Origin of the sequence: Nostoc sp. (genome assembly GCF_036917275.1) — a bacterium.
Taxonomy (GTDB): Bacteria; Cyanobacteriota; Cyanobacteriia; order Cyanobacteriales; family Nostocaceae; genus Nostoc.
This window is the reverse complement of the sequence record NZ_JBALDF010000056.1, coordinates 216,531-241,695: the sequence shown is the minus strand read 5'-3', so window position 1 is coordinate 241,695 and position 25,165 is coordinate 216,531. Positions and strand designations below refer to the sequence as shown.

At 41.1% G+C, this 25,165-nt stretch carries 24 protein-coding genes; 15 read left to right on the top strand and 9 right to left on the bottom strand.

The features are described 5' to 3' along the window. Window positions 1-34: 34 nt before the first annotated feature. From V7K35_RS21755 to V7K35_RS21745, 3 genes are all read right to left on the bottom strand, one after another. A complete protein-coding gene (locus V7K35_RS21755) occupies window positions 35-1,750 on the bottom strand; it encodes a PRC-barrel domain-containing protein (RefSeq protein WP_335081511.1) in 1,716 nt (571 codons plus the stop codon). A 32-nt stretch (window positions 1,751-1,782) separates the two neighbouring features. Then, window positions 1,783-1,968, bottom strand: coding sequence for a hypothetical protein (locus V7K35_RS21750; RefSeq protein WP_298906380.1), 186 nt, complete (start codon window positions 1,966-1,968; stop codon window positions 1,783-1,785). Between the two features lie 465 nt (window positions 1,969-2,433). Next, entirely contained in the window at window positions 2,434-2,883 is a 450-nt protein-coding gene (locus tag V7K35_RS21745; RefSeq protein ID WP_334796764.1) for a CAAD domain-containing protein, read from the bottom strand. Window positions 2,884-3,877: 994 nt separating this feature from the next. Here V7K35_RS21745 and V7K35_RS21740 point away from each other — a divergent pair. From V7K35_RS21740 to V7K35_RS21710, 7 genes are all read left to right on the top strand, one after another. After that, window positions 3,878-4,762, top strand: coding sequence for a DUF2382 domain-containing protein (locus V7K35_RS21740; RefSeq protein ID WP_335081509.1), 885 nt, complete (start codon window positions 3,878-3,880; stop codon window positions 4,760-4,762). 350 nt (window positions 4,763-5,112) lie between these two features. Next, complete coding sequence (locus V7K35_RS21735; protein ID WP_335081507.1) at window positions 5,113-5,322, top strand: acetyltransferase; 210 nt, start codon at window positions 5,113-5,115, stop codon at window positions 5,320-5,322. A 211-nt stretch (window positions 5,323-5,533) separates the two neighbouring features. Then, window positions 5,534-5,971 carry a hypothetical protein gene (locus V7K35_RS21730; protein WP_335081505.1) on the top strand — a complete coding sequence of 146 codons (438 nt, stop codon included), beginning with the start codon at window positions 5,534-5,536 and terminating at the stop codon, window positions 5,969-5,971. A gap of 68 nt (window positions 5,972-6,039) precedes the next feature. After that, the gene (locus V7K35_RS21725) at window positions 6,040-6,561 is read left to right on the top strand and encodes a hypothetical protein (RefSeq protein ID WP_335081503.1); all 522 of its coding nucleotides are present in this window, start codon (window positions 6,040-6,042) and stop codon (window positions 6,559-6,561) included. Window positions 6,562-6,775: 214 nt separating this feature from the next. Continuing rightward, window positions 6,776-9,934, top strand: coding sequence for an MFS transporter (locus V7K35_RS21720; RefSeq protein ID WP_335081501.1), 3,159 nt, complete (start codon window positions 6,776-6,778; stop codon window positions 9,932-9,934). Between the two features lie 337 nt (window positions 9,935-10,271). Continuing rightward, window positions 10,272-10,919, top strand: a complete 648-nt coding sequence (locus V7K35_RS21715) for a hypothetical protein (RefSeq protein ID WP_335081499.1) — start codon at window positions 10,272-10,274, stop codon at window positions 10,917-10,919. Window positions 10,920-11,964: 1,045 nt separating this feature from the next. Continuing rightward, window positions 11,965-12,762, top strand: a complete 798-nt coding sequence (locus tag V7K35_RS21710) for a sulfite exporter TauE/SafE family protein (protein ID WP_335081497.1) — start codon at window positions 11,965-11,967, stop codon at window positions 12,760-12,762. A 43-nt stretch (window positions 12,763-12,805) separates the two neighbouring features. On the opposite strand, the gene V7K35_RS21705 is transcribed toward V7K35_RS21710, so the two are convergent. Continuing rightward, on the bottom strand, window positions 12,806-13,468 hold the full coding sequence (locus tag V7K35_RS21705) for a cadmium resistance transporter (RefSeq protein ID WP_335081494.1): 663 nt from the start codon (window positions 13,466-13,468) through the stop codon (window positions 12,806-12,808). 741 nt (window positions 13,469-14,209) lie between these two features. On the opposite strand from V7K35_RS21705, the gene V7K35_RS21700 reads away from it, so the two are divergent. The 6 genes from V7K35_RS21700 to V7K35_RS21675 all read left to right on the top strand — a co-directional run bounded on the left by V7K35_RS21700 (window position 14,210) and on the right by V7K35_RS21675 (window position 19,762). Further along, the gene (locus tag V7K35_RS21700; RefSeq protein ID WP_335081490.1) at window positions 14,210-15,523 is read left to right on the top strand and encodes an ABC transporter substrate-binding protein; all 1,314 of its coding nucleotides are present in this window, start codon (window positions 14,210-14,212) and stop codon (window positions 15,521-15,523) included. An 82-nt stretch (window positions 15,524-15,605) separates the two neighbouring features. Further along, window positions 15,606-16,517 carry a carbohydrate ABC transporter permease gene (locus V7K35_RS21695; RefSeq protein WP_335081488.1) on the top strand — a complete coding sequence of 304 codons (912 nt, stop codon included), beginning with the start codon at window positions 15,606-15,608 and terminating at the stop codon, window positions 16,515-16,517. 3 nt (window positions 16,518-16,520) lie between these two features. Further along, entirely contained in the window at window positions 16,521-17,384 is an 864-nt protein-coding gene (locus V7K35_RS21690) for a carbohydrate ABC transporter permease (RefSeq protein WP_335081486.1), read from the top strand. Window positions 17,385-17,392: 8 nt separating this feature from the next. Further along, the gene (locus V7K35_RS21685; protein WP_335081484.1) at window positions 17,393-18,472 is read left to right on the top strand and encodes an ABC transporter ATP-binding protein; all 1,080 of its coding nucleotides are present in this window, start codon (window positions 17,393-17,395) and stop codon (window positions 18,470-18,472) included. A 102-nt stretch (window positions 18,473-18,574) separates the two neighbouring features. Continuing rightward, a complete protein-coding gene (locus V7K35_RS21680) occupies window positions 18,575-19,285 on the top strand; it encodes a cadmium resistance transporter (RefSeq protein ID WP_335081482.1) in 711 nt (236 codons plus the stop codon). A 66-nt stretch (window positions 19,286-19,351) separates the two neighbouring features. Then, window positions 19,352-19,762: a hypothetical protein gene (locus V7K35_RS21675; protein WP_335081479.1), complete on the top strand. Its 411-nt coding sequence runs from the start codon at window positions 19,352-19,354 to the stop codon at window positions 19,760-19,762. Here the strand turns inward: V7K35_RS21675 and cysK are convergent. Together cysK and V7K35_RS21665 are read right to left on the bottom strand one after the other, a co-directional pair. Then, window positions 19,715-20,677, bottom strand: a complete 963-nt coding sequence (gene cysK, locus V7K35_RS21670; RefSeq protein WP_335081477.1) for a cysteine synthase A — start codon at window positions 20,675-20,677, stop codon at window positions 19,715-19,717. The genes V7K35_RS21675 and cysK overlap by 48 nt on opposite strands. 18 nt (window positions 20,678-20,695) lie before the next feature. Beyond that, window positions 20,696-21,151 carry an RrF2 family transcriptional regulator gene (locus V7K35_RS21665; RefSeq protein ID WP_334796789.1) on the bottom strand — a complete coding sequence of 152 codons (456 nt, stop codon included), beginning with the start codon at window positions 21,149-21,151 and terminating at the stop codon, window positions 20,696-20,698. A 241-nt stretch (window positions 21,152-21,392) separates the two neighbouring features. On the opposite strand from V7K35_RS21665, the gene cysE reads away from it, so the two are divergent. Further along, window positions 21,393-22,121 (top strand): serine O-acetyltransferase, encoded by a 729-nt coding sequence (cysE, locus tag V7K35_RS21660; RefSeq protein ID WP_442939751.1) that lies wholly within the window; start codon window positions 21,393-21,395, stop codon window positions 22,119-22,121. A gap of 146 nt (window positions 22,122-22,267) precedes the next feature. Beyond that, entirely contained in the window at window positions 22,268-22,858 is a 591-nt protein-coding gene (locus V7K35_RS21655) for a Crp/Fnr family transcriptional regulator (protein ID WP_334796790.1), read from the top strand. 355 nt (window positions 22,859-23,213) lie between these two features. Here the strand turns inward: V7K35_RS21655 and V7K35_RS21650 are convergent, their stop codons facing one another. From V7K35_RS21650 to V7K35_RS21640, 3 genes are all read right to left on the bottom strand, one after another. Then, the gene (locus tag V7K35_RS21650; protein ID WP_335081475.1) at window positions 23,214-23,861 is read right to left on the bottom strand and encodes an NIL domain-containing protein; all 648 of its coding nucleotides are present in this window, start codon (window positions 23,859-23,861) and stop codon (window positions 23,214-23,216) included. 407 nt (window positions 23,862-24,268) lie between these two features. Continuing rightward, a complete protein-coding gene (locus V7K35_RS21645) occupies window positions 24,269-24,496 on the bottom strand; it encodes an MbtH family protein (RefSeq protein WP_334796793.1) in 228 nt (75 codons plus the stop codon). 316 nt (window positions 24,497-24,812) lie between these two features. Next, window positions 24,813-25,139, bottom strand: a complete 327-nt coding sequence (locus tag V7K35_RS21640; protein ID WP_335081473.1) for a hypothetical protein — start codon at window positions 25,137-25,139, stop codon at window positions 24,813-24,815. Window positions 25,140-25,165 lie beyond the last annotated feature (26 nt).

Genomic DNA, 25,165 nt, shown 5'->3' with positions numbered 1-25,165 from the left:
CCAAAAAAATGCCTAAAGGCATTAAAGTCGGGCATTAGTTGACTGTGATTGATTTGGCTTCAAGTTGCGATCGCCCATTATCGTGATGCGATAGGGCCGCCATTCCATGTTCTTGGGCACGTAGCTCTTGATCAGATATTTCTGGCTCTTTAATATAGACCGAACTCAGTAAGATATTCAGGACTCCACCTTCTTCAGCCTGACGCACAGCATAATGTGTAATCAATTCACCCACATTCAGAATCACGTTGTCTTCTGGATCAAGAATGACGCGGGTAACAGGACGACCCAGTGCAAGTTCAATTCGTTGCTTCCTCATCGCCCGTGTGCTGCGTCTTTGTAGCATTTCTGCCTTCTGTTTCAAGGCTTGCCAGAAAGTGTTGAGGTTCTCTTGAGCGACACTTGCCCCCTGGCGCAGTTGAACTTTGGTTTCTAACCATGTGTCACTTGTGGTAGAACGAACTGCGGTTGCCACCAGACCAGCAGCGTTGAGTAATTCTGCTTGTTTGCCGTAAATCTGGGCACGAGCAAGAACGGATTCAGTTACAATCTGCCCAGATGCCGCAATAATTAAGCCATCGTCAGCACGCACCGTTTGCAGGACTCTGCGCCCTCTTACCTGCTGGATCGCCTGGGCTGCCAGCCCATTAACAGAGTGACGTAGGTTAGCAGCACTGCTTATCGTTGCGCTCCTAATTCGATTGCTAGTAGATTCTGTTGCTGCTTGCAAATTGCGGGTGATGTTTACAGTTAGACTGCCACCCGTGGCTCGATAGAGTTCATCGAGGATATCTAAGCGCTCGGCCGCTTCTGCATCGACTAGCGTGACTGACTGCCCCTCTAGTAGCAGTACACTACCGTCTGGAGTTAGCACATCTCGCTCAACATGTTTGCCAATCACATATACTTTTTGCTCGGCAGGGTCAACCAAATTGTTTGTCAGGGAGGCAGCTGCATCTCGATTCAGGTCTTGCAGTCTGCTGCTAGTAGCATCAGTTGCGGCTTGTAGTTGCTCACCTGCATTCTGGCTGGCTGATTGTAGCCTGCGGTTCACGTTCTCTACTGAGTTTTGCAGTTGCTCACCTGCATTCTGGCTGGCTGACTGTAGCCTGCGGTTCACTTTCTCTACTGAGCTTTGCAGTTGCTCACCTGCATTCTGGCTGGCTGACTGTAGCCTGCGGTTAGCCGTTTGAGCCGATTCTTGCAACCTGTCTTCAGTTGCTTGGACGGCTCCCCGGATACCACCGACCTGTTCTTCCATCATCTGAGCAGTTTCTGGAGGCACAAAGGCAACATCGTCACCAATTATCAGTGCTTCGGGAGCAGGAACGAACGATCGCCCGGAGTAAGCATCGGCAAATACACCGCCAGAAACTTCGTATCCTTCCACCAGTCCACTATGTTCATCAAAGAACAAATCCACCAGTCCACCAAGGTAAAGTCCCTCAGTGGTCAGAATTCTCGTTCCTCTTAGTACGATATTCTGGTGCAGAATCTCTTTAATTGCAGACACACGATGTGCCTTAACAACAGATTCTTTCGATTTAACTATGATCGCATCTGACCCGATCGCTAGCACCTCTTCTAAGGGAATAACTTTTGCATCCCGAAACAGTCCCTTCTCTTCAACCAGGAAACCCAAAAATTGATTGCGTTTGTGATCAAAAATTAAATCTAGAATTCGCTGAATTTTCTGACCCTTGTCAGAGGTGACGACTACTTTATCGATCACATCACTACCTTTACGCATTTATCTATCCCTCGCAGTTATTATTGATTGGGTTATTTAGTTACTTGTTCGTTAGTTGGCTGAATTTTTAGCTGAAAATATCGTCCCTCTCTGCCAAAACCGGGAACGATGTCAATAACGCCAAAGTATTCCATAAATACCCCAAAAATGGCGACAAGGATGATGAGAACGGTGATGTTTGCTCCAGTATTAGAGCGCTGTCCTACGAGTCTAGGCATTTTTTTCCTCTTATTTATTATTGTTTTTTTATTGCCAAGCTTGCTGTAAAAATCAGATAAAATTGTTTACATCTTTATTAATTTGACGTACATATCTATCTCTGGCCATATGCGATCGCTCAGTTTATTCTTTAAAAATAAATAAATTCCACAAAAATATGGGCATTTGATTATTTTGATTTCCCTAAGCCATTTTAATTAGCGCTCGTCCTGATTATGGCGCGACTTAGTTTAACGCACACCCCTATATATCTGTACAATGATCAAGTAAAACTCGGCTTTTTACTTACTCACAAGTATTTCAATATATATATCTGGCAGTCCTATCTGATTTGTGAAAATTTTCGGTGTCCAGATACCCGACTTCTAAAATAAGTCGGGTATCTAACTTTTCACGAATAATTTAGACTTGCTATATATGACGAAAAACAAACTTTTTCATTCGCCACTATAGTGTAGTTAGCTCTAAGTCTGGGATTCTTGTCTGCCTAGAATTTGCTTTTTAAGCAAACGAATTTCTTCTGCTAATTCTTGCCGAGTGGAATCTTTGAGCAGATAGCGAAAAGTAAACCAAATTGTGTAACCCAGTCCAATGAACTGTAGAATGGGAGAAACTAATGGAATACCATTGATTGCATTCAGTACTGCTAGAAATATTCTCAGTGCCGTAACCGTTATTACAAGCAAAGCAAAGCTGATAATTGGTAGTTTGTATTCTTGGTAGAAACTACCTATATACTCAGGTAGTTGTGCCAAAAATGTAGAAATCTGTCTACCAATTCTTTGCCATTGTTCTTCAGGTTCCGAGGCAGGCGGTAACATTGGCAAGTTTCCAGCCTCTGAACCTTTAAGTACTTCTATCCGGTTTTGGGAGGCAGTATCGACGTATTGCTGTTGCTCTAATTCATTTTCCATAATTATCTCCTAATTTTCTACAATGAGAACAGTTTTTTGATTTAGGCTTTGTTGCTATCAACTTTGGCAACAGTTGCTTTAACAACTACATTTTTAACGCCTCATATTTCCTTAGTTATGAACTTTCAACTCTATACAGTGAGTTCAACAGTTTCATAGCGGCAGTCAATAATGATAACAGCAGAATCTTCACTGTTGTTATCAAAACTCACTGTTTAACGAACTCCTCAGTTGTCACCTGCGGAGGCATCAATAATAAAATCCTCAATTCCTCGCTGTTTGAGAATCACTTCCGCACGCCTGCTCACAGTACAAATATCTTAATTGTTACTAAGTACTCATTTTTATTGAAGCGATCGCTTAATCTATTAGGGGTTTAATAATATTAAGGCATTTTCATATTAGTTTATCATCAATCTCTTGGAGGAAGTTTTTTTCTCTAGAGGTAGACCAGGGTTTCAACTCAAACAATAAGGGCTAAAAAAATATCAGGATATTTGATTAAAATGTAAGGCTTTAAGAAATTTAAATAGCTAAAAGTTCTAAATATATATGAATTTGGCTAAGTTATAAACTGACATTTTAGGCTAGAAACTAGTCACAAAAATGCTAGAACCTAGTCACAAAATATTAACAAGAGAGGTGTCCTGGTTTATGAATACTACCTTATAGAGTTTCCTAGTGCGACAGTCGTGAACAAGGTTTAAACCCGACTTTGTTAAGTGGCTTATTTTCATGCGGGGTTAAATTTCCGGCTGAAAAGTCCTACCAGACTGCTTTCAGAAAAAATTTGGTTATAATTGATTTCATCATCAGAGTCACAAAAGTCAATCTATTGAAATAAGACTTCTTCATAATGCAAGTAAAACTAGATTGAATTACTACTTTTTATTAAAGCTCACATGATTTAACTCAATCTTCGGAAAGAAGATTTATCTAAATTGAATGTGCTAAATTATAAAAAAGAAAAAGTACGTTTTTAAGGAATAGAATAATGCCCCTCCAAAAAATAAGTGAATTTGATACAGACTACCGGGATGCCATTCAAGGTAACGACATCAAAGGAATGGATGTGTATGTTCAAGGAACTGATGAGAAGATTGGCACGGTAAGTGATGCTGTAGTAGACGAACAAGGAGCGTTCCGCTATTTAATTGTTGACTTAGGCCTTTGGATTTTTGGCAAGAAAGTATTACTACCAGTAGGGAAATCACGTATTGACTCTAGAGCAAACCGTGTATATGCCGTTGGTATCACAAAAGAGCAAGCGGAAAATTTGCCTGAATATCAAGAACACACAGCGCTTGATTACGACTATGAAGAACGGGTGCGTGGAGGATATCGTACACCGTCTGGAGGAAGTTCAGCTGCGGTAGCATCGACAGATGGTCGTACTGCTCCCACTTATGATCGCAACAACTACACATATGCAAACGACGCGGATCTATATGATGTCAATACTCATGAAGACCAAACCTTCAAACTCTACGAAGAAAGGCTGGTTGCCAACAAACAGCGCCGTAAAACTGGAGAAGTGACAATTGGCAAGCATGTTGAAACAGAAACTGTAAGAGTTTCTGTTCCAGTGGAAAGAGAACGAGTTGTAATTGAGCGAGTTACTCCTCAAGATGCAGGCAAAGTTGTGTCTGGTGAAACAGCTAACTTCGGTGAGGGCGAGGTAGCACGTATAGAACTCTATGAAGAAGTTGCTGATGTCCAGAAAGAAGCTTTTGTGCGCGAAGAAGTCAGAGTCCAAAAAGTTGTAGACAAAGAAACCGTTGAAGTTCAAGAGACCATTCGACGTGAAGAGTTAGACGTTGATGCTGAGGGTCGTAATATTGAGGAAAAAACTGGTAAGTTACCCAAAGACCGTATTTAAGAAGACTGCTTTTAGCCTTCATCCCTTGTCAGACAGTACAGAGATTTTAGGCTTAGTCTGGAATCTCTTCAAGGGTTTTTGGCATTTTTGTGATCGAGCAAATGTATTTGCTTTCTGTATGCGTTCGCAACAGTTGTAGAGATCCCCAATTAGATTTAATCTACCGATTTAGCCACAGGAGAGACTTCTTCAAACCAGAAAGTTTCAAGGCTGCGTTGGCTGAACTTGTCCGCACGTCCTTTCTGACGCTTGCTGCACTCTTGTGTGGTAGACCTTATGCTGTTGGGCTAACACTATTAAAAAGAATGCATGAGTAAGTTAAACCTCAAACCTCAAACTTAAGTTTTGCTATGTTACTACAAGAAAAAGAAAGCGGCAATTTAGTAGAAATTCTCGACATTGAGGCGCTGTTTAGCCCGAAAGAAACTACTGTTAAAGGCCAATATCAAGTGGGAGAAGAAGAACAAGACCCAGAATCTTTTGAGAAACGCAAATTAAATTTTCCTTCTGGTGAGAGCTTGCCACAATGTTGGATAGATACAAATTACAAAAGTGCTTGAACATCTACTTAAAATTCATGCCATGTATGTTGCATCTTAGGCTAGAGCTTATTTAAGCAATTACTCAAACCTCTATAGCAGTTTTAAATGATTTATGAACTTTTCTGTTTATTTTCTTGGCGTTCTTCTATACGAGAATTTTCATAACTCAAATAGGATTGCTATAGCCTGGGATTGTAGAACTTCCAACTTATTTTTTTAGGAGACAAGTGTGAATATGATTCAACAGTTTCGCCAAATTTTAATGGCTTTAGTCTTGGCTTTAGTACTAACAACAACTGCCGCTTGTAGTGGTACGGTTCAAGCTAAACAACCAACCCAATTAGCACCCGAAATCAGTCGTAGTGGTGACTATGCCTTGTTAGAGCGTGGTAACAGCGTACAAGGTCAAGATTTTGGTAACTGGGTTATCGGTACAGCAAAGGGAATTGTCCAAGATGCTTATGTCCGTGATAACAACAAGTTAGGTGTCGTGATTACGCCTCAAGTTCGTCCGACAGAAGTGCGACCATTAGCAAAATCCTTACTCCAAGGTTTCCACAAAAACTTCCCTAATCAAGACTTAACGGTTTTGATGTATGCACCAGACAAAAAACTGATTTTGACAGGTCTTTATGATGTGCAATCATCTCAAATTGAGTATAAATAATTAACTCAATTTTCCGAAGTAAAAAAGCTGAGTTACGTTGATTTGAACTAAAAAAGGAGAAAATTAAAATGAGCAGCAGCGACAAATATAAACGCGAAATTCTGAATGACTTAGCGCATGGAAATACAGAATCTTTAGATGATATTTCATCTGACCCAAGCAAGGAATACCAAAATTTTGACGATTTTGCTCAACGCTCATCCCACGAAGAACGTCGTCAATTATTTGGTCGGTCTTTCAACCATGACAGCATTCCTCCTACTCAGATGGAGCCAGAATTGCAGAAGGCGATCGCTCAGATTAAACCTAACGAGCGGGATGATGTGGCAGGATCATTTTTCAAGCACTTAAAGCAAAGAGGTTTAGATGAGCGCCATCTAGAGAAAGACTTGGGACTTTCTTCCCATAATCCTAAGCACATAAATGCAGATGACCTAAGCAAACTGGCATCTTTCACTTATCACAACCATCCTGACATCTTCCGAGAAGTGATGGCTGAACAACCAGCGCTGATTAAGTTTCTCAGTAATCCAGTTGTTGGAGCAGCTTTAGGAGCGATCGCAGCTAAATGGTTTGGTGGTCGTAAATAAGCGATCGTCTTAGGTAAATATATCCACAGATGGATGCTCAAAAGATTAAAGACAATCCCCAAAAAGTTATGCTTACTTTGGGGAATTGTCTTGCTTAAGCTCTTTGTATTCCAGTTTTGAGAGAAACTTAACACTAATTTAAGTAACTTTTATTTAGGAATATAATAGTTTGTTAGCACAGATTGTAAACAAAGCTCTAAGTGAGAAAAATCTGATGTTTCATAGTGTGATTACTGCATTGAAATTGGAGAATTTCCAAGGAATAGCACAAATTCCGGTCGGAAGTGATGTTCTAACACCAGAAACAGCATCACTTGTTTTTTCTGGCCCGAAATTTTTGGTAGCATTACTTGCTGGTGTATTGATGGCATTTGCCTTTCAATTACTATTAACAAACTTCTCAATAGCTGTAGGAATTTCCGCTTTAGGTGGTAGCTCAAATTCTGATGAATCTGAAAGCTTGGGTGGTACAATTCGCAAAGTTGAAACAGCTGCCGGTCTGTGGGCACTTGTTACCGTAACTATTGCATTATTCAGTGCTAGCTTCTTAGCGGTAAAACTCAGCTTAATTGAAAGTGCGCTTTTAGGAGCAATTATTGGTGTAGTTATCTGGTCTGCCTATTTCTCACTGATCGTTTGGGTAGGTTCCAGTGCAGTCGGCTCCTTAATTGGTTCTGTCGTTAACACTGTTACTAGCGGTTTGCAAGGAATTACAGGTGTAGCAACTACAGCTTTGGGTGCTAATGCTGCTAAAAATCAAATGGTTTCTACAGCTGAAGAAATTACCGCCGCCGTCCGTCGGGAACTCACATCTGGTTTTAACCCAGATAGTATCAAAAATACATTACAAAGTTCTTTAGCTACTGTAAAGTTACCGCAACTCGATACCAAACAAATTCGCTCTCAATTTGATCAACTGCTTAAAGAGGGAGACTTACAATCGATTGCTGATAGTGATTTACTAAAAAATGTTAATCGCCAGACTTTTGTCGATTTAATTAGCTCTCGGACAGATTTATCCAAATCAGATGTCAATGGAATTGCAGACCAATTGCAAGGTGCTTGGAACCAAGTTACTCAAAATCAAAATCCCACCGACCAAATAATTAATTTACTCCAACAAGCCACTCCAGAACAGCTGCAACCTGATCAATTAAGTGAGAAACTTCAGCAATTAACAACAGTTGTTGGTGTCAATGGTCAGCTAGGTAATGGAATAATTAAGCAAGCTATTAAAGTTGGCTTAGGAGCGGCTTTACCAGGAGTGTTGAAAGGGGTAGACTTTTCACAAATAGATGTAGAAAAAATTACCAAACAGCTACAACAATTGTCTGGAAAAGTTCAACAAGTTGATATCGAGAAAATTACACAGCAGTTGCAACAATTTAAAGACCAAGCAACCCAGCAAGTTAATAAACTTGGTAGTTCTGTAGGTCAAAAATTGCCTGAACTTCCGAATAACACTGTCAAGGCAGATATTGAAGAATACATCTTGAATTCTTTTCCTTGGCACTTTAACCGGATTACAATTCAAGATGAATTTAAAGAAGTCATCTACGATCAAAATGCTAACCCAGGAACTGTAAGACGGCAATTAGAGGAATTAAACTTAGAGTATTTCGCTAACTTACTCAAGCAACGGGAAGACATCAGCGAAGCCACAGTCAAAGAAATTTCCGAGCAGATGGAAAGCATTCGCACGGAAGTTTTAGAAACTGTCAAGCAGGCAGATACAACAGAAAAATCGCAAAATCTTCGCACCCGTCTAGAAGATTACCTGCGTTCAACTGAGAAGGACGAACTCAACCCTGAAGGTATTGAGCGAGACTTGACAAAGTTGCTGGAAGATCCAGAAGCGGGCATTGAAGATTTAACTCAAAGAGTTTCGGAAATCGATCGCGATACTTTAGTTAAGCTACTGGCTAACCGCGAAGATATCTCAGAAGAGGAAGCTAATAATATTGTTGGTCAATTTGAGCGTACACGCGATAATGTCTTAGGTCGAGCAAAAGAACTGCAAGACCAAGCTAAAGCTAAAGCTGATGAAGTGCGGCAAAGCGTAGAAGAATATCTGCGAAATACCAACAAAGAAGAACTCAATCCTGAAGGTATCAAGCGCGATTTTGGCACTTTGTTAGAAGATCCACAAGCAGGACTTTCCGCTTTAAAAGGAAGATTATCAGAATTTGACCGCGATACTTTAGTTAAATTGCTAAGTCAGCGGCAAGATTTGAGCGAGGAGCAGGTAAACCAAACTATTGACCAGTTGCTTACAGTAAAAGATAGCGTTTTGCAAGCTCCGCAAAAAGCAGCCGAGACAGCGAAACAGCAGTATGAGAAAACTACAAGTGAGATTAGTGAATATCTCCGCAATACCAATCTGGAAGAACTCAACCCAGAAGGTATTCAACAAGACTTGCAAAAATTACTGGCTGACCCTAAAGAAGGTGCTGATGCACTCAGAGAGAGGCTTTCACAAGTAGATCGCGAAACTTTAGTTAAGCTGCTGACGCAACGCGGGGACTTGAGCGAAGAGCAAGTAAATCGTACTATCGACTCAACACAACAAGCCATTAATAACATTGTCAAAGCACCGCAACGCTTGGCAAACCGTGCTACTCAAAAAGCGCAGGAGTTTGAAGCTAATCTGGAAAACTATCTGCGTAATACTAATAAAGAAGAACTCAACCCTGATAGTATTAAACGTGATTTGCAATTGCTGCTATCTTCTCCTAGTGCCGGAGTGTCTTCTTTAAGTGAGCGTGTTTCCAAATTCGACCGTTCTACAATCGTGGCTTTGCTGTCTCAACGTGAGGATATTTCAGAAGAAGAAGCTAACCGGATTGTGGATCAAATCGATTCTGTGCGTAACTCGATTGTGGAACAATATCAACAGATTCAGCAAAAAGTGCAATCGGTGCTTGATGGTGTTTTTGAGAACATTCGCAATTCTCTCAACTCACTTGATCGTCCCGAACTTAATTATGAAGGCATCCAGCAAGATTTTGCTCAATTGTTTGATGACCCGCAATCTGGATTTGAGGCTTTGCGCGATCGCCTTGGTCAATTTGACCGTGATACTCTAGTTGCTGTCCTCAGTTCGCGTGAGGATATTTCCGAGGCGCAAGCTAACAAGATCATCGATCAAATTGAAGCTACACGGGATAGCGTACTGCATCGAGCCGAACGCATCCAGAAAGAAACTCAAAAACGCCTGAATGCAATCAAAGAGCAAGCACAAAAGCAAGCTGTTGAAACCAAAAAAACTGTTGCAGGTGCTGCTTGGTGGTTATTTAACACAGCTTTTGTTTCTTTGACGGCTTCAGCAATAGCCGGAGCTTTGGCTGTATCAGGTTTTAGCTTATTTGGTTAAAGGTTTTACAAGTTCATGGTTAAGCCTCTCTTTTGAGAGGCTTAACTATATTCTCCCGTTACTCAGCAATGAAAAATTTCAGAAACTATAGCAGTTTTAAATGATCCACGATCAGGAATTAGGGTTGGAATGTTTGTAAAATCAAGATTTTTCTCTTAATATCTTCTGCGCGTTTGATTTTTGATTGCTATATGAATAGAAAGGAATGATCATAAGTCTCGACGATAGTCATGCACTAGAAAGTAAGCAGATTTTGATTACAAAGTTTTAGCTAATGTATTTTTCGTTTTTCTGAAAAGATTGTTTTGTTATTATTCATTTCATCAATATCGTCGCCATGAAAAAAATTTTTTCACTATTAGTGAGTGCTATTCTCTTGAGTAGCATAGTCGCCTGTAATAAAACTAGTAGCCAGACTAACAGCACTCCTACTAATAACAAAACTACAATAACTGATAGTAAATCTAGTCAGTCTAACAATCAAATATCCGTACCAACAGGAACAAGTTTTGATACTGTTCTTCAAGAAAATATATCTACAGGAAAAAATCAAAATAATGACAACTTTATATTACAAATTAAAAATTCTTTGAAAGGAGGAGATCAAGTTCTTAAAGATGGTCAAATTCAAGGACATCTGGAAGATGTAGTCAAAGCTGCCAAAGGTAAAAAAGCGAGTTTACATTTGGTTTTTGATGATATTTCGCTAAAAAATGGAGCATCTTATCCCATTGATGCTACTTTAACAAATACTCTCTTAGAAACAAAAACCAAAGGTAAGTTCATTCAAAATGCAGGCATTGTTTTAGGCGGTACAGTTGCCGGACATTTTCTTGGTAATCAAGCTAAATTCAAGCATGGTGGACTAGCAGGTGGTACAGCTGCGGCTGCTTTTGTTTTATCTAGCCCTGGTGGAGAAGTTGCTCTCAAAAAAGGTACAAACATTAAACTTAAACTTAATTCTCCTATTGGTAATACTCAATAAACCATGTATCCTGGTTTTGAGCAGATTGAAGTGTTAGGCGAGAAATTATTAGCGGAATTTTATCAAGTATTCGTGCTATTGTATCTCGCTGTTCACAAATCAAAATCCATCATAACTTACCATCCTTTGTGTTTATCGTGGTCTTTGCTGTCAACACGGTAGACTGTCCAGTTCTATTCATTATGAGTGAATTTAGCGATCGCATATCCATTAACCTGTGAATCGAATAAATATAACTATGTCATTGCGAGTGCAACAAACGTGAGTACGTCTCGTACAGTTCTAATTCACTTGTGGTTCGGAGATTGAAACTCTACAAGACGCTACCGCGAACACTTCGTACCCTTCTCCTGGCAAAGACCAAGGCGAACGGGTTATCCTTTGGAGTATGCAATAACAACTAATCAGTCGGACATCATATAAGTCGTCTTATCCCTATCTTTATTAACTTGTAGGTATTTTTTTTAACAACCAGTCCTCAGAAGTTTAATCAGCTGCTGTGTATAATCCAGAGAATCTAGCGATATACAACGCGAATACGCTGGACGTTTGATCATGTTTACAAGTAAAATACGGTAAGTGCATCGTCTTACGGGCTTTTACATGTAAAACCGCAAAAAATCAATTAGAAGTTGAGTTTAGCAGAGCAACTGACCCCTAAGCAGTTATCAAAGTCTGTTTCGGTTAAATGCCAGTTGTCATGCTTCCATAAACTTTCAGACAGGTTTTAAGTTGTCCAGGAATCCTCTCTCTGTCCTAACTTTTAGTTGGATAACCTTTGTGTCACTCATCCTTTGAGAAACAGAATAGCTTGCCATCACTAGCTCTATCTACCACTGGGCTTTAGTTTGGCACAGTTGCTGCTCTCTAGCAGTGAAGCTTTAGCTGACTTTCAGTTCTAGCTGCTTGTAGTTAAGTCAGTGAACAGTTATCAAGGCTTCGTTTGGGGATTTAAACCCATAACCTACGCTGCTCACTTTATAGAAGTAGGAGACTCAACAGGACTCTGATAACTGATAACTGATTGTTGAAACCTCAGAAGAGTATGCACTATTTATTACTACCGTTCTTAAGCTTTTTTGTTGGCATCATCGTTGGTTTGACGGGAATTGGCGGAGCCTCTCTCATCACCCCAATGTTGATTTTTGTTTTTCAGGTTCCGCCTTCCATCGCTGTGAGTTCTGATGTTGTGGCTGCTACATTGATGAAGATTGTTGGTAGCGTCAAACATTGGGAACAGAAAACCCTTGACACAGAAGTTGTCAAATGGCTGGCATTTGGGAGTGTTCCAGGCTCACTGTTCGGGGTGGGGATTTTGCACTTCATTAAACGTACAGGTGAGTATAACCTAGATAACATCTTGTTCCGTTTGCTTGGCGCGATGATTTTGCTAGTCACAGTATTAGCACTAATGCAATTGTTGTTATTGACTTTTTTCCCCAAATTTAATTTACCCGAACTGCCAAAGTTAGACTTAGAAACTAATTTGGGTCGTATCCTGACAATCAGTTTAGGAGCCATTTTAGGCTGTTTGGTTGGTCTTACTAGTGTCTCCTCAGGTTCAATGTTTGCCCTAGTGCTGATTGGGTTTTTCCGCCTCGATGCACGGAAGTTAGTGGGTACAGATATTTCACACGCAGCAATTTTACTGCTGTTTACAGCCCTCGGTCATCTCAGTCTGGGAACAGTTGATTGGAGTTTGGTACTGCCTATATGGTTAGGCTCTGTGCCAGGAGTGTTACTAGGTGCTAAAATTTGCCAGGTAGCTCCACAACGCCCACTACGGTTTATTATTTATGCCATTTTGATGATGGTGAGTTGGAAATTAGTTCATCAGGTGTGACCAATTTGAGATTTTCAATTCCAAATCCAGCATTCAACATTGATTAACTTCTCACCCAAGGTAGTAGAGTAAATGTACCTCGTTCATACATAATGAACAGACCTAAGCCAATCAACACAAAAGGTACAACAGCTTTACCATAGCGACTTAAAATATAAGCAATGGTAGGTTGACGGCTTAAAAAATAAGTGATCGCACACCAAACCCCTACCATGACAAAAAATATACTTAGAATTACTCCCAAGCTGGCAAGATCATGACCAGCGAATAGAGGTATATATATACTAATATTGTCACCACCATTAGCAACAGTTACTCCTGCCACTTTATAGGTTTGGGGATGCAAAACACTCAAAATAAAAGACAATACCGGGTTAGTAGGTGTGGACTGCCTAAAATCACTGCTGACTGTCTGAACTGTTATAGTTTCTTCTTTTCTATATACTAATTGTTGAATCCCAATTGCTATTGGTAGCAGTCCTAGCAATCCTATCCATTCTCGCTGTACGACCAAGCCACCAAAAAATCCTGGTAAGCTAGCGATGATAATGGCTGTAAAACCCAGATATTGACCGAGTAAGATATGCCGTCGTCGAAAATTAACATCTACCTGTGAAAAAAATATTAACAATATAATGATGTCATCTATGTTAGTGGCTATAAAGGCAATTATCGCTTCACTGAAGGTTGTCCCTAGCTTACTCATGCTGGATTTTTAGAACCTACGATTTATCACCATACCAAATTAACTAATTCGTAATTATTAGATTTAAGTCCCCACAAAATTATATTTCTTGGTGGTCTAGAAAAGAGTTAAGGTCTAAATTACTAACTAATTCAATTACGAATTATTTTAACCTTCTGGTATAACTAAACTTTAAAATGACAAAGTAATTATCCTCACAAGTAAGTCGGCAGGGAAATTTACAAGTATGTAACGAAAAGTTAATCATAACTATTGCAGTTAAATTTTACACGGTTATTGATCTAAGCAGGGCAAACGCATCTAAAATTGCTCTTGATTGCAACCAACCTTAAGAACCAACGAAAAAATCAGCATTTATCGTTTGATTTAGTTTAAGAGACTCAAAGCGATGCCTGCGGCGGACTACGCCTACGCCTAAATATCTGTCAATAAGCAGCGATTAATGCGACTATTTTTCAGCTTATTGAGAACTTAGGGGTCTTGCTACCTTATCCCTTTTTGCTACTACCAGGAGAGTATAATCTAAGAAGAAAAGCAGAAACAAGAAGTAGTAGGAATAGTTGCGCCTCGCAAACAGGCTATACAGTTGCCTTAAAAGATAACTATAGCAGTCCTAAATGATTTATGAAATTCTCTGTTTCTTCTCTTGGCGCTCTTGGCGGCTTGGCGGTTCGATAGTTTTCACAACTGATTTAGGATTGCTATATAGAATTATTGTCACTAGCGATCGCTATATTGATCATGTTATATCAAAACCCAAAAAACAAGTTGCAAAAATTTATCCAAAAACAAAGTTTTTTACGTATAGGAATTTTTTTGGCAATTCTGTTGGGGATCATATTGTTCAATTGGGTAGCACTCTCGCAACGAGCAGTTACCCTTAATATGTTAATTACTGCCCCTGATGCCCAACCTTGGAAGCAGGGTTTGATTAGAGACTTTGAGGCTGAGAACCCAGGCATTCGCATTAACTTAGTTGAGGGGCCAAATGCCACAAATTTGCTCGAAGACCTGTACACCTCATCTTTTATCTTAGGTGAATCCCCTTATGATTTGGTAAATATGGACGTGATCTGGACGCCCAAGTTTGCTGCTGCTGGATGGTTGCTACCCCTAGACGATCGCATTTCCAAGCAGGAATTGGCAGCATTTTCACCCAAGGATGTAGAAGGCGGACGTTACCAGAACAAGTTGTACCGCATTCCTGTACGTTCCGACGTGGGAATGCTCTACTACCGCGAAGATTTAATCAAAGAAGCAGGATTGAAACCGCCAGAAACCTTTGAGGATTTGATCCGAATATCCCAAACCTTGCAGAAGAAAGACCAAGTGAATTGGGGCTATGTTTGGCAGGGACGGCAATATGAAGGACTCGTGGCAATGTTTGTGGAAGTCCTTAATGGCTTTGGTGGCTTCTGGGTTAATCCCGAAACCTTCGAGGTAGGACTCGATCGACCAGAAACATTACAGGCTGTTGAGTTTTTGCGTAGTACCGTCAAGCAGGGCGTTTCTCCTCCTGGAGTCACAACCTACCAGGAAGAAGACACCCGGCGCTTGTTCCAAAGTGGTCAAGTAGCGTTTTTACGTAGCTGGCCCTATGTATGGCCTTTAGCCCAAGCAAAGAATTCGCCGATTCAAGGCAAAATTGCAATTAAACCGATGGTTCATGCTTCTGGTAAGACTGGTGCAGCTTGTTTAGGAGGCTGGGGTATAGGGATTGCTAAATCTTCTAAACATCCCGAAGAAGCTTGGAAAGCAATTCAGTACTTTACCAGTCGGGAGGCACAGCGCCGATTCATATTGAGTGCAGGCTATGTGCCAAGTCGCCGGGATTTATTTACAGACCCAGAGATTGTTGCCAAATACCCTTACTATCCGCAGTTACTAGAGGTTGTGGACAATGCAGTTTTACGTTCGCCGATCGCGCAATATGACCAAACATCGGATATATTGCAGCGTTATCTCAGCGCTGCGTTATCCGGTCGGATAAATCCAGAACGAGCAATGCAAGCTGCTGCTAATGAAACACGCCGATTGCTAGGGACTAGGGACTAGGGACTGGGGACTGGGGACTGGGAACTGGGAACTGGGGACTAGGGACTGGGAACATGGAAGAATTATTAATGACTATTGACAAATGACTAATCTGCATCCACTCCGAAGCCGGGAACAACGGACTGCTTGGATCTTATTAACACCAGCATTATTGCTGTTGTTGTTTGTATTTGCCTACCCGATTATCCGAGCATTCTGGTTAAGTGTATTTACTAGGAATTTGGGAACGGAACTACAACCCGTATTCTCTGGTTTGGACAATTATATGCGGATGGCTGGGGATGGTCGTTTCTGGCAGAGTTTGTGGGCGACGACCGTGTTCACAACAGCATCCGTGCTTTCAGAATTACTGCTAGGATTGGGGATTGCTCTAGTTCTCAATCAGACGTTTTTTGGCCGGGGCGTAGTGCGGACAACTGCCATTCTACCTTGGGCTTTGCCTACCGCTCTGATTGGTCTGGCATGGGCTTGGATTTTTAACGACCAGTTTGGGATTGTAAACGACATTCTGCGGCGGTTAGGGCTGATTAAAACTGGAATTAACTGGTTAGGAGATCCAACTCTGGCGATGAGCGCAGCGATCTTTGCTGATGTTTGGAAAACTACACCCTTTATTAGTATTCTACTGTTGGCTGGCTTGCAGTCGATACCAAAAGACCTTTACGAAGCCTACTCTGTCGATGGGGCAAATGCTTGGCAAAGCTTCCGCAATATTACCCTGCCACTGCTGCTGCCACAAATCTTAATTGCAGTTTTATTTCGATTTGCTCAAGCTTTCGGGATTTTCGACTTGATTGCTGTGATGACCGGGGGTGGTCCTGGTGGTGCAACTGAAGTGGTGTCGCTATACATCTATTCCACAGTGATGCGCTACTTAGATTTTGGTTATGGAGCAGCCCTGGTAGTAGTAACATTTCTAATATTAATTGCTGCGGTAGCGATCGCTAGTTTCTTGCTTAATAAATACCGTGCCAAAACATCAGGAGTTATTTAACTTATGAGTTCAACTCCACAACCAACAGCAAAAACCAGATTTTCTCTGAAAAAAATCTTGCTGCTAATAGCAGTTGCATTCGTAATGTTATTTAGCCTCGCGCCAGCCCTATGGCAATTACTAACCTCGTTTAAAGTTAACGAAGATATTGCCGCCGTTCCCACTGTTTATTTCCCCACGCGATTCACTTTTAGTCATTACATTGAGTTATTCACTCGCCGTCCATTTTGGCGCTATATCTTCAACAGTGCCTTTGTATCGATTATTTCTACAGCTTTAGCTTTAGCGATCGGCGCACCTGCGGCTTATGCCCTAGCACGGTTACGCCCTTGGGGTGAAAAAGCTATTCTCGCCAGCGTTCTGATGGTGACTTTATTTCCTGGAATTCTGTTGTTTCTGGGACTGTTAGAAATTATTCAAGCGCTCAGACTGGGCAACAACTATTTAGCGTTGATTATACCATACACTGCGATCAATTTGCCCCTGACAATTTTAGTACTCAGAAGCTTTTTCCAACAATTACCTAAAGATTTAGAAGATTCTGCTAGGGTCGATGGCTACAACACCTTTCAACTACTGTCGCAAATCGTGCTGCCTATGACCCTTCCCGCCTTAGTGACTACTGGAATTCTCACCTTTATTTTTGCCTGGAACGAGTTTATTTTCGCTCTAACGTTTATGACTCGTGAAGAGATGAAGACGATTCCGGTTGCTGCTGCTCAGTTGGGTGGTGCGACAGTATTTGAAATTCCCTACGGTGCGATCGCTGCTGCTACTGTAGTAGGGACGTTGCCTTTGGTTTTACTAGTTTTGTTTTTCCAGCGCCGGATTGTCCAAGGTCTGACTGCTGGTGCTGTCAAAGGATAAAAATAAAAATGGCTAAACTCGAACTCAAAAACTTGAATAAAACTTATACGTCCAAAGTCGTCCCTGTCAAAGACGTTAGCTTAATAGTAGATAACGATGAGTTTCTCACTTTACTTGGGCCTTCTGGCTGTGGCAAATCCACTGTTCTACGCATGATTGCAGGTCTTGAAGAACCTACTCGTGGTCAGATTAAAATCAACGAGGTGGATGTCACCTATAAGTCAGCAGGCGATCGCAACATCGCAATGGTATTTCAAAGCTATGCACTCTATCCGCACATGACAGTGTACCAAAACCTCGCTTCTGGACTCAAGCTAAAAAAAGTACCACCTGTAGAAATTAAACAGCGAGTAGCAGAAGTGGTAAAAATTTTAGGACTAGAAGAGTTAATGAACCGCAAGCCTGGTCAAATGTCTGGAGGTCAGCGACAGCGTGTCGCGGTTGGTCGGGCCTTAGTGCGTAATGCCGATGTGTATCTGCTAGATGAACCGTTAAGTAATTTGGATGCACTGTTGCGGGAACGAGTCCGAGCCGACCTCAAGCAAATTTTTGCAGTTCAGAAAGTCCCTGTGGTCTATGTTACCCATGACCAAACAGAAGCGATGACACTCTCCACGAAAGTAGCTTTACTCAACGATGGCTATGTTCAGCAACTTGACCCACCCGAACTCATCTATAACCATCCAGCTAATTTATTTGTGGCTGGATTTGTTGGTAGTCCTCAGATGAATTTGCTGACTCTATCTTGTAAGGAACGATACGCCATGTTAGGGAACTTCCAAGTACCTCTGCCAGATATACCAACTGTACCACCCCAAATTGTGCTAGGTATCCGCCCAGAAAACGTTCGCATTGCCCAACTAGGTGATACTCAAACTATCCAAGGACAAGTGTATCTAGTAGAAAACTTAGGTATGCACTATTTAGTGAGTGTCAGGGTTGAAGGTTCACAAACTGAAGCCATTACAGTCCGTGCTTTGGTGCCAACAGACCAAAATTGGAGTAACGAGGATATTACACTGACATTACCCCCTGAAGATATTCACTGGTTTGATATTCAATCTGGCCACGCTCTTGTCAGGAGGTAAATGTTAAGTGTGAGGGGCTAAGTAGGTGGTTACAATTAAATATAAGATCAAAGGTGAGATGCTCCTTGCAAGATAAAAGCATGTCTATGTTTCTCTTAAAATATGAACGAGTTAGTTACTGCAATTACTACAGGGGCAATTGCATTCATTGCCACTAATATTGATGATATTGTCATTCTATTGTTGTTTTTTTCTCAAATAAATGCTAACTTTGGCCCCCGGCATATAGTTGCTGGTCAATTTCTAGGTTTTACAGTTCTATTAATCCTTAGTCTTCCTGGTTTATTTGGTGGGTTAGTTTTATCAAAAAGCTGGATTGGATTACTTGGTTTACTACCAATATCCATAGGTATCAGTAGCTTAGTGAATCGGGAAGAAGATTCATCAAAAGAAGTTGTAGCTGCAACAGAAGAAACGGAAGCATCAACAATTACTAGTTTTTTTTCTCCCCAAGCTTATAGTGTGGCAGCCGTTACGATTGCCAATGGTAGCGATAATATTAGTGTTTACGTGCCTTTATTTGCTAGTAGTAACTTAGAGAGTTTTGTGGTAATTCTCGGATTATTTTTTCTATTGTTAGGAGTTTGGTGCTACGCTGCATACAAATTGACTAACAACAGAGTCATAGCTGATGTATTGACTCGCTACGTTAATAATCTTGTGCCTTTTGTTCTTATAGGGTTAGGCACTTTTATTGTATTAAAAAGTGGAGCTTTGAGCTTAATAAAGCTAGCTGCTAGTTGTTTCTGTTTGATAATTTTAGTGAAAAATAATGAAAGTACCGATGAAATTGGCAAAAATTCTAGTATATAACTAACCCTATTTGAGAAGTTTACCCTTGGTGTTTGAAACTAGTTCGCTGCAAAAAAGAGGTAATATATGACTGAAAACAATGAAGAAGTGCGCGGGCTATTTAATGGAAAATTTGGTGATAGCTTGTTCAGGAAACCTTTTTATGATCTCTTGCGTAAGAACGAACTATCTGAACTATTTAAGAAGATAGAAGGTATGAACGATCACCGCCTTCTTGCGATTATCACAGCGTTGCTAATTGAAACTCCAGTAGATAACCTACTTGGTCTTTTCTTACCTCGCTATTCTAAGCTGTTGAAGGCAAGTAATTTTACCTTTTCAATGAAAATAAATTTACTGGAAGCATTAAATTTTGTTCCACCGTCCATCACTACGTCTGCTCATTTTTGTCAGTCCCTAAAATCTGAAATCTCAAATTGGTATATGGAATCAAACTTTACTCAACCACTCATTCTCCTCTGGATCTTTGAACAGTGAGGTACTGAGGTAGCGTTCGCCAAAGCTAGGCTGGATCATGACAATTAGGCGACCTGCATTTTCTGGTCGCTGTGCCACTTTAATAGCCGCGTATAAAGCAGCGCCAGTAGAAATCCCTGATAGCAATCCTTCTTCTTTTGCTAGACGACGGCTGTAAGCGATCGCCTCCTCATCCGCTACCTGAATCACTTCATCCACCACTTCTGAACGGTAAATTGCTGGGACAAATCCCGCGCCGATCCCCTGAATTTTGTGAGGCCCCGATTTACCACCTGCTAATACTGGGCTGTTACTTGGCTCAACTGCGATCGCTTGAAAACTCGGCTTCCGCCCTTTAATAACTTCTGCAACTCCCGTAATCGTTCCACCGGTACCTACTCCAGCCACGAGAATATCCACCTGTCCATCGGTATCATCCCAAATTTCTTCTGCTGTAGTTTGGGCGTGAACTTTCGGGTTAGCGGGGTTACGGAACTGCTGCAACATATAAGCATTGGGCGTTTGAGCTAAAATCTGCTCTGCACGACCGATCGCTCCTCGCATCCCTTCTACCCCTGGCGTTAACTCTAGTTGAGCGCCATAAGCTTTGAGCATGGATCGTCTTTCCTGGCTCATTGTGTCAGGCATCGTTAGAATAAGATGGTAACCCTTAGCGGCCGCCACCATCGCCAGCGCAATTCCTGTATTCCCAGAAGTCGGCTCTACTAAAACGGTTTTTCCGGGGTGAATCAAGCCAGCTTCTTCGGCAGCTTCCACCATGCTCCCACCAATCCGGTCTTTCACAGAAGACGCTGGGTTCATGCTTTCTAGCTTCACCACAATCTGAGCAACCGCTCCCGAAGCTTGGGGAATCTTGTTTAATTGAACTAAAGGAGTTCGTCCGATTAACTCTGTGATATCTTTCGCTATCTGCATGTGAGTACTCCGTCGTGTCTAAATATAATACATCGGACTTTGCTGGGCGCGAGTTTCTCTTTCCTGGCACAAGTCTTGGAGTGTATAGCGCCCCAAAACTTCTATTGAGGCAGCGTTAGCTTGCTCCCAAACTTCATAAACTAGAGTCTTTTCCAGAGTGGAAGAGTCAGAGGTATCTTTCTCTTTCCGCTCACCTTCGACCAAAGTGACAATTTCAAGTATTGTGATCTGCCAAGGTTCACGAACCAAAACGAAACCTCCTTTGGAACCGCGTTGACTCTGCACCACACCAGCACGCCGGAGGTTCGTCAAAATTTGTTCCAAATAGCGTTCAGGTATGGGTTGCTTGGCAGTTATTTCGCTCATGGTTAGAGGAAGTTTTTTTCCGTGGTGGCTTGCCAGTTCTAAGAGTGCCAGCAGCGCGTATTCCACTTTGGAAGACAGATCCAAGAGAGCGTAGTTTTGGCTATTCAAGACTGTACTCTACATACTACGGTGATTTGAGGGACTTATCGCAGTTTATGCAAAATTAATTTTTCTCAAAGTGTGGAATGTGATAGCATCCCACTTATTACCCACAAAAACACTGTACCCTATCGACTTACCGTAGATTATTATCTCACACAATTCTCATGAATGACTTGATCTTTTAGTGAGAATTATCCTGAGTTTCTGTTTTCAGAGCCTCACTTACCAACGAAAATCTCAACTGAGTATGCTACTAACTGATTTGCGAACCATTTTTGAGCGTGATCCAGCAGCCCGTAACTGGCTAGAAGTATTGTTCTGTTATCCTGGACTTCATGCCCTAGTGTTTCATCGATTGGCACACTGGCTGCATAAACTTGGAATTCCCTTCATCCCTCGGTTTATCTCTCATATTAGTCGGTTTTTAACCGGAATTGAAATCCATCCTGGCGCATTAATTGGTCAGGGAGTGTTTATTGACCACGGTATGGGAGTAGTGATTGGTGAGACAGCGATCGTCGGCGACTATGCCCTAATTTATCAAGGCGTCACCCTTGGCGGGACGGGGAAAGAAAGCGGCAAACGCCATCCAACTTTAGGCTCTCATGTAGTTGTGGGAACGGGTGCGAAGGTTTTAGGAAATATTCAAATTGGCGATCGCGTCCGGATTGGAGCCGGTTCTGTGGTGCTGAGAGATGTGCCTAGTAACACTACTGTAGTTGGAATTCCAGGGCGTGTGACTCGTCAGAACAACTTACCTACCAATGTTCTGGATCATGATAAAGTCCGTGACGTAGAAGCTGAAGTAATCCGCGCTCTATTTGAACGCGTCAAGGCTTTAGAGAAAGAGTTCGAGCAGTTAGAAGATAAATCAAGTTTCTCCCCAACTGAGCTTGGCGACCAACAAATTGACAACCCTAAGAGCAAAAATTCTGATGGGATAATTGAAGATTTTCTTGATGGTGCGGGAATTTAATTTAAAGCAGGGGGCATTATTTAGTTATTCTTTCTGCCCCTGTGCCCTTCATTTCCCTACTCCCCTCTTTAAAATACTCATAAGCTCTTAGAACCTGATATAAATATATAATACTACGGTTAATTTATCGGAAAATAGTGTTATATATGGTGTCTTTGTACACAAGCTTATCTAGCTTAAACAGTAATAATACTAAGCAAGTTTTTGCCCGTCGGTCATTCCTGCCAGAGCATCAAAACGGACTTTGGAAGATTGAAACGGGTTTTGTCAGGACTTTTACCTATCTGGAAGATGGTACAACTGTCGCTCTGGGATTGTGGGGGCCTGGAGATATCGTCGGTAAAGCTTTGTCAAAATTAGAACCTTATCAGATGGAATGCTTAACTAAAGTGGAAGCGACGGTTTTACATTTAGAGGAATGGACTCAACTAACAGAAACTCTACTTGCTCATATCCAACAAGCTCAAGAATTGATGGTTATTCGTAGCCATAAAAAAGTAGATAATATGCTTATCAAGCTGTTGGCATGGTTATCCAAAAAGTTTGGTTCGGAAGTTGAGAAAGGACGTTTAATAGATATGCGTCTGACTCATGAAGACCTGGCGGAAATGCTCGGTTCAACTCGTGTGACCATCACTCGTGTTCTTGGGCAGTTTGAGCAAGAAGGCTTGATTGATCGTCTTTCCCTACATCGAATTGTGGTGCGAGAAGAAGAAATTTGGTACTACGAAATTTAGATTATTTCAGCAAAACAAGCCATCGCCGTCAGCATAATTCATAATTACTTTAGTAATAAATTTGATGGTTACAAAAAATATTGATGCTAAGTTTTTTGTTTTCCATGAATTAATTCAGGAATCATTCGTCAGAGGTCATTTATAAAGTAAAAATAAAATTACTGTAGGGGAGTAGTAGGGGCGCAAGGCCTTGCGCCTCTACAAATAATTTTGGCTAATTTATTTTTTGTCAGTCCCTAAAGCTGTAACACAGCCTAACTTTTGATTTACTTTATAAATGGTTTCTGAAAAACGAGATCCTCAACTTATCTAACAAGTCATGGATCTAAGGATTACGATAATTTTAATTATTCAGTTAGCGATCGCTATAAACGCTAGACAAATCCAGCCAAATTGGTAGCCCCAGTTTTTCCAAATAACTCAGGCTAGAGTAAAGTTGCTTTGTTCTCCCCCACAAATCCAAGTCAAACCAGCCGTCATCTTGCGTATCGGGTTGAAGTCTAGCGCTGGTGATGTTGACTGTTAGTCCATAACGAGAAACTAACTCGGAAATCACAGGTTCCTCATAGTAAGATTTTAAGACGCACAGTTGCAGGCGCAATCGATTGGTTTGACCTGTAGAAATCCATTGCTGGAATTGTTCTTGCCATTGATTTGTCAGCCATGCAGAGTCTTTGAGACTCAGTTTGCTAGCTGGATTTGGGAAAGGTAGAGAGTGCTGGTTGGGTTGAATGTTGTTAGCGATCGCTAGTTGCAGCAAATTCACTCCCAATCCTTGCAAGTAAGATAGGCTATTTGTCAGTTTTTGAGGATTTCCTGAAAGTTCCAAATCAAACCAGCCATCGCTGTCACTATCTTCTGATGTCAGGGATGCAGCTTTGATATTGACGGTTAAACCATAACGAGACACCAGTCGAGAAATTACAGGTTGCCTATGATATCGCTGAGGCACGAGAATTCGGCTGTGGACTGAAGCGGGTTCTACAGATTTTGTGAGAGACATCAGATTAATTCCCAATAGCGATGTCTACGGTGGGCTGCGTCTACGCAATTTTTCGATTCAGCAAAACCAAAGATTTACAATAAACTGACCCATATAACCAGTAATTACCCACAGTCGGTAGCAGCGATTGCTGGCAAACTTGGTCAGTCAAATGAGCTTGTGTTAGTGTTAGAGTCACCCAACATAACAATCTAGGATTCACTTAGATAATAATTAAGGTTTAAATGATTTTTTTGAGAGAAATTAATCCGCTTTCTTTGAAACTACTGGAGCGCATCTATAAGGTATATATAATTTTCGCTTTCTTCTGCTCCGCAGGAGACGTTTCAGTTGTTTCGGTCAAGAGTCCAGAGTTTTTTGACCCTTGACTCTTGACCTTGGACAACCTTTACGAAAAATCAAACGTGTTATGATTTACCCCTAGCAGCTTCTTCCATTTTCTTGCGAAGACTAAGTGGTCTCATATCAGTCCAAACTTCTTTGATGTAATCTAGACATTCTTGTTTTAAACCACTTTTACCAGCATCCTTCCAGCCGAGTGCGTTTTCTCTGTCAGCAGGCCAAATGGAATACTGTTCTTCATGATTGACTACAACTTTATAAATTGTTGTGTCTTCTTTGTCGTCTTGATGCATAATTTGTATCCTGCTATTTAATTGGCTATGCTTTCTAAGATTTGATAATCCAGTACTTCACTACAATAAGTTAGTAGTTGGTGTCTCTAGCTGTCATTTAAGCAATAAGGTGCTTATTGTTAACTCGTTTAACTAGTCATAATCACACTTGGCAGACTACTAATACCAACTGCCTGTAATTCATAATACTCGCTTAAAGGCGAAAAAGAAACTACGTAATTAATTTTGAGCAAGGGTTTCAGGCATTTCAAATGGGTGGCTTATTTATCCCAATATCTACTAATCCATGAACCTTAATAATTTGCACGGGGAAATCTTACGATTCCACTGGTTCAAGGTGTCCCTTACCTTTTAAACTTGCCAGTTCAATATCTGTAACACATTGAACTTTCACGTAATTCAGTGTCAAGTTCCAAACCAGATGAACCCTCCCTGTTTGATGCTCAAAGTCAGCTTCTTGCAAATTAGATGCTTCTGGGTCGAGTCTAATACCTAAATCAGTACCTCCGTTAGTATTTGCGAATTTTATATGTACGTATAATGAGGGATCAAGCCAAGCTGTCAGAGCAATACTGTCAGGAATCATAAAGCAAAAAGGTTCTTCCTGATTCACAAGATTTTCTGCTGCAAAACTAATAGACATCTGCAATCGCTCCTGAGTCAATCCAT

What these genes read in the sequence shown, in the direction of transcription:
- V7K35_RS21755 (WP_335081511.1), bottom strand. Translation starts at nt 1,750, where the DNA reads ATGCGTAAAGGTAGTGATGTGATCGATAAAGTAGTCGTCACCTCTGAC.
- V7K35_RS21750 (WP_298906380.1), bottom strand. Translation starts at nt 1,968, where the DNA reads ATGCCTAGACTCGTAGGACAGCGCTCTAATACTGGAGCAAACATCACC.
- V7K35_RS21745 (WP_334796764.1), bottom strand. Translation starts at nt 2,883, where the DNA reads ATGGAAAATGAATTAGAGCAACAGCAATACGTCGATACTGCCTCCCAA.
- V7K35_RS21740 (WP_335081509.1), top strand. Translation starts at nt 3,878, where the DNA reads ATGCCCCTCCAAAAAATAAGTGAATTTGATACAGACTACCGGGATGCC.
- V7K35_RS21735 (WP_335081507.1), top strand. Translation starts at nt 5,113, where the DNA reads ATGTTACTACAAGAAAAAGAAAGCGGCAATTTAGTAGAAATTCTCGAC.
- V7K35_RS21725 (WP_335081503.1), top strand. Translation starts at nt 6,040, where the DNA reads ATGAGCAGCAGCGACAAATATAAACGCGAAATTCTGAATGACTTAGCG.
- V7K35_RS21720 (WP_335081501.1), top strand. Translation starts at nt 6,776, where the DNA reads ATGTTTCATAGTGTGATTACTGCATTGAAATTGGAGAATTTCCAAGGA.
- V7K35_RS21715 (WP_335081499.1), top strand. Translation starts at nt 10,272, where the DNA reads ATGAAAAAAATTTTTTCACTATTAGTGAGTGCTATTCTCTTGAGTAGC.
- V7K35_RS21710 (WP_335081497.1), top strand. Translation starts at nt 11,965, where the DNA reads ATGCACTATTTATTACTACCGTTCTTAAGCTTTTTTGTTGGCATCATC.
- V7K35_RS21705 (WP_335081494.1), bottom strand. Translation starts at nt 13,468, where the DNA reads ATGAGTAAGCTAGGGACAACCTTCAGTGAAGCGATAATTGCCTTTATA.
- V7K35_RS21700 (WP_335081490.1), top strand. Translation starts at nt 14,210, where the DNA reads ATGTTATATCAAAACCCAAAAAACAAGTTGCAAAAATTTATCCAAAAA.
- V7K35_RS21695 (WP_335081488.1), top strand. Translation starts at nt 15,606, where the DNA reads ATGACTAATCTGCATCCACTCCGAAGCCGGGAACAACGGACTGCTTGG.
- V7K35_RS21690 (WP_335081486.1), top strand. Translation starts at nt 16,521, where the DNA reads ATGAGTTCAACTCCACAACCAACAGCAAAAACCAGATTTTCTCTGAAA.
- V7K35_RS21685 (WP_335081484.1), top strand. Translation starts at nt 17,393, where the DNA reads ATGGCTAAACTCGAACTCAAAAACTTGAATAAAACTTATACGTCCAAA.
- V7K35_RS21680 (WP_335081482.1), top strand. Translation starts at nt 18,575, where the DNA reads ATGAACGAGTTAGTTACTGCAATTACTACAGGGGCAATTGCATTCATT.
- V7K35_RS21675 (WP_335081479.1), top strand. Translation starts at nt 19,352, where the DNA reads ATGACTGAAAACAATGAAGAAGTGCGCGGGCTATTTAATGGAAAATTT.
- cysK (WP_335081477.1), bottom strand. Translation starts at nt 20,677, where the DNA reads ATGCAGATAGCGAAAGATATCACAGAGTTAATCGGACGAACTCCTTTA.
- cysE (WP_442939751.1), top strand. Translation starts at nt 21,393, where the DNA reads ATGCTACTAACTGATTTGCGAACCATTTTTGAGCGTGATCCAGCAGCC.
- V7K35_RS21655 (WP_334796790.1), top strand. Translation starts at nt 22,268, where the DNA reads ATGGTGTCTTTGTACACAAGCTTATCTAGCTTAAACAGTAATAATACT.
- V7K35_RS21650 (WP_335081475.1), bottom strand. Translation starts at nt 23,861, where the DNA reads ATGTCTCTCACAAAATCTGTAGAACCCGCTTCAGTCCACAGCCGAATT.
- V7K35_RS21645 (WP_334796793.1), bottom strand. Translation starts at nt 24,496, where the DNA reads ATGCATCAAGACGACAAAGAAGACACAACAATTTATAAAGTTGTAGTC.
- V7K35_RS21640 (WP_335081473.1), bottom strand. Translation starts at nt 25,139, where the DNA reads ATGTCTATTAGTTTTGCAGCAGAAAATCTTGTGAATCAGGAAGAACCT.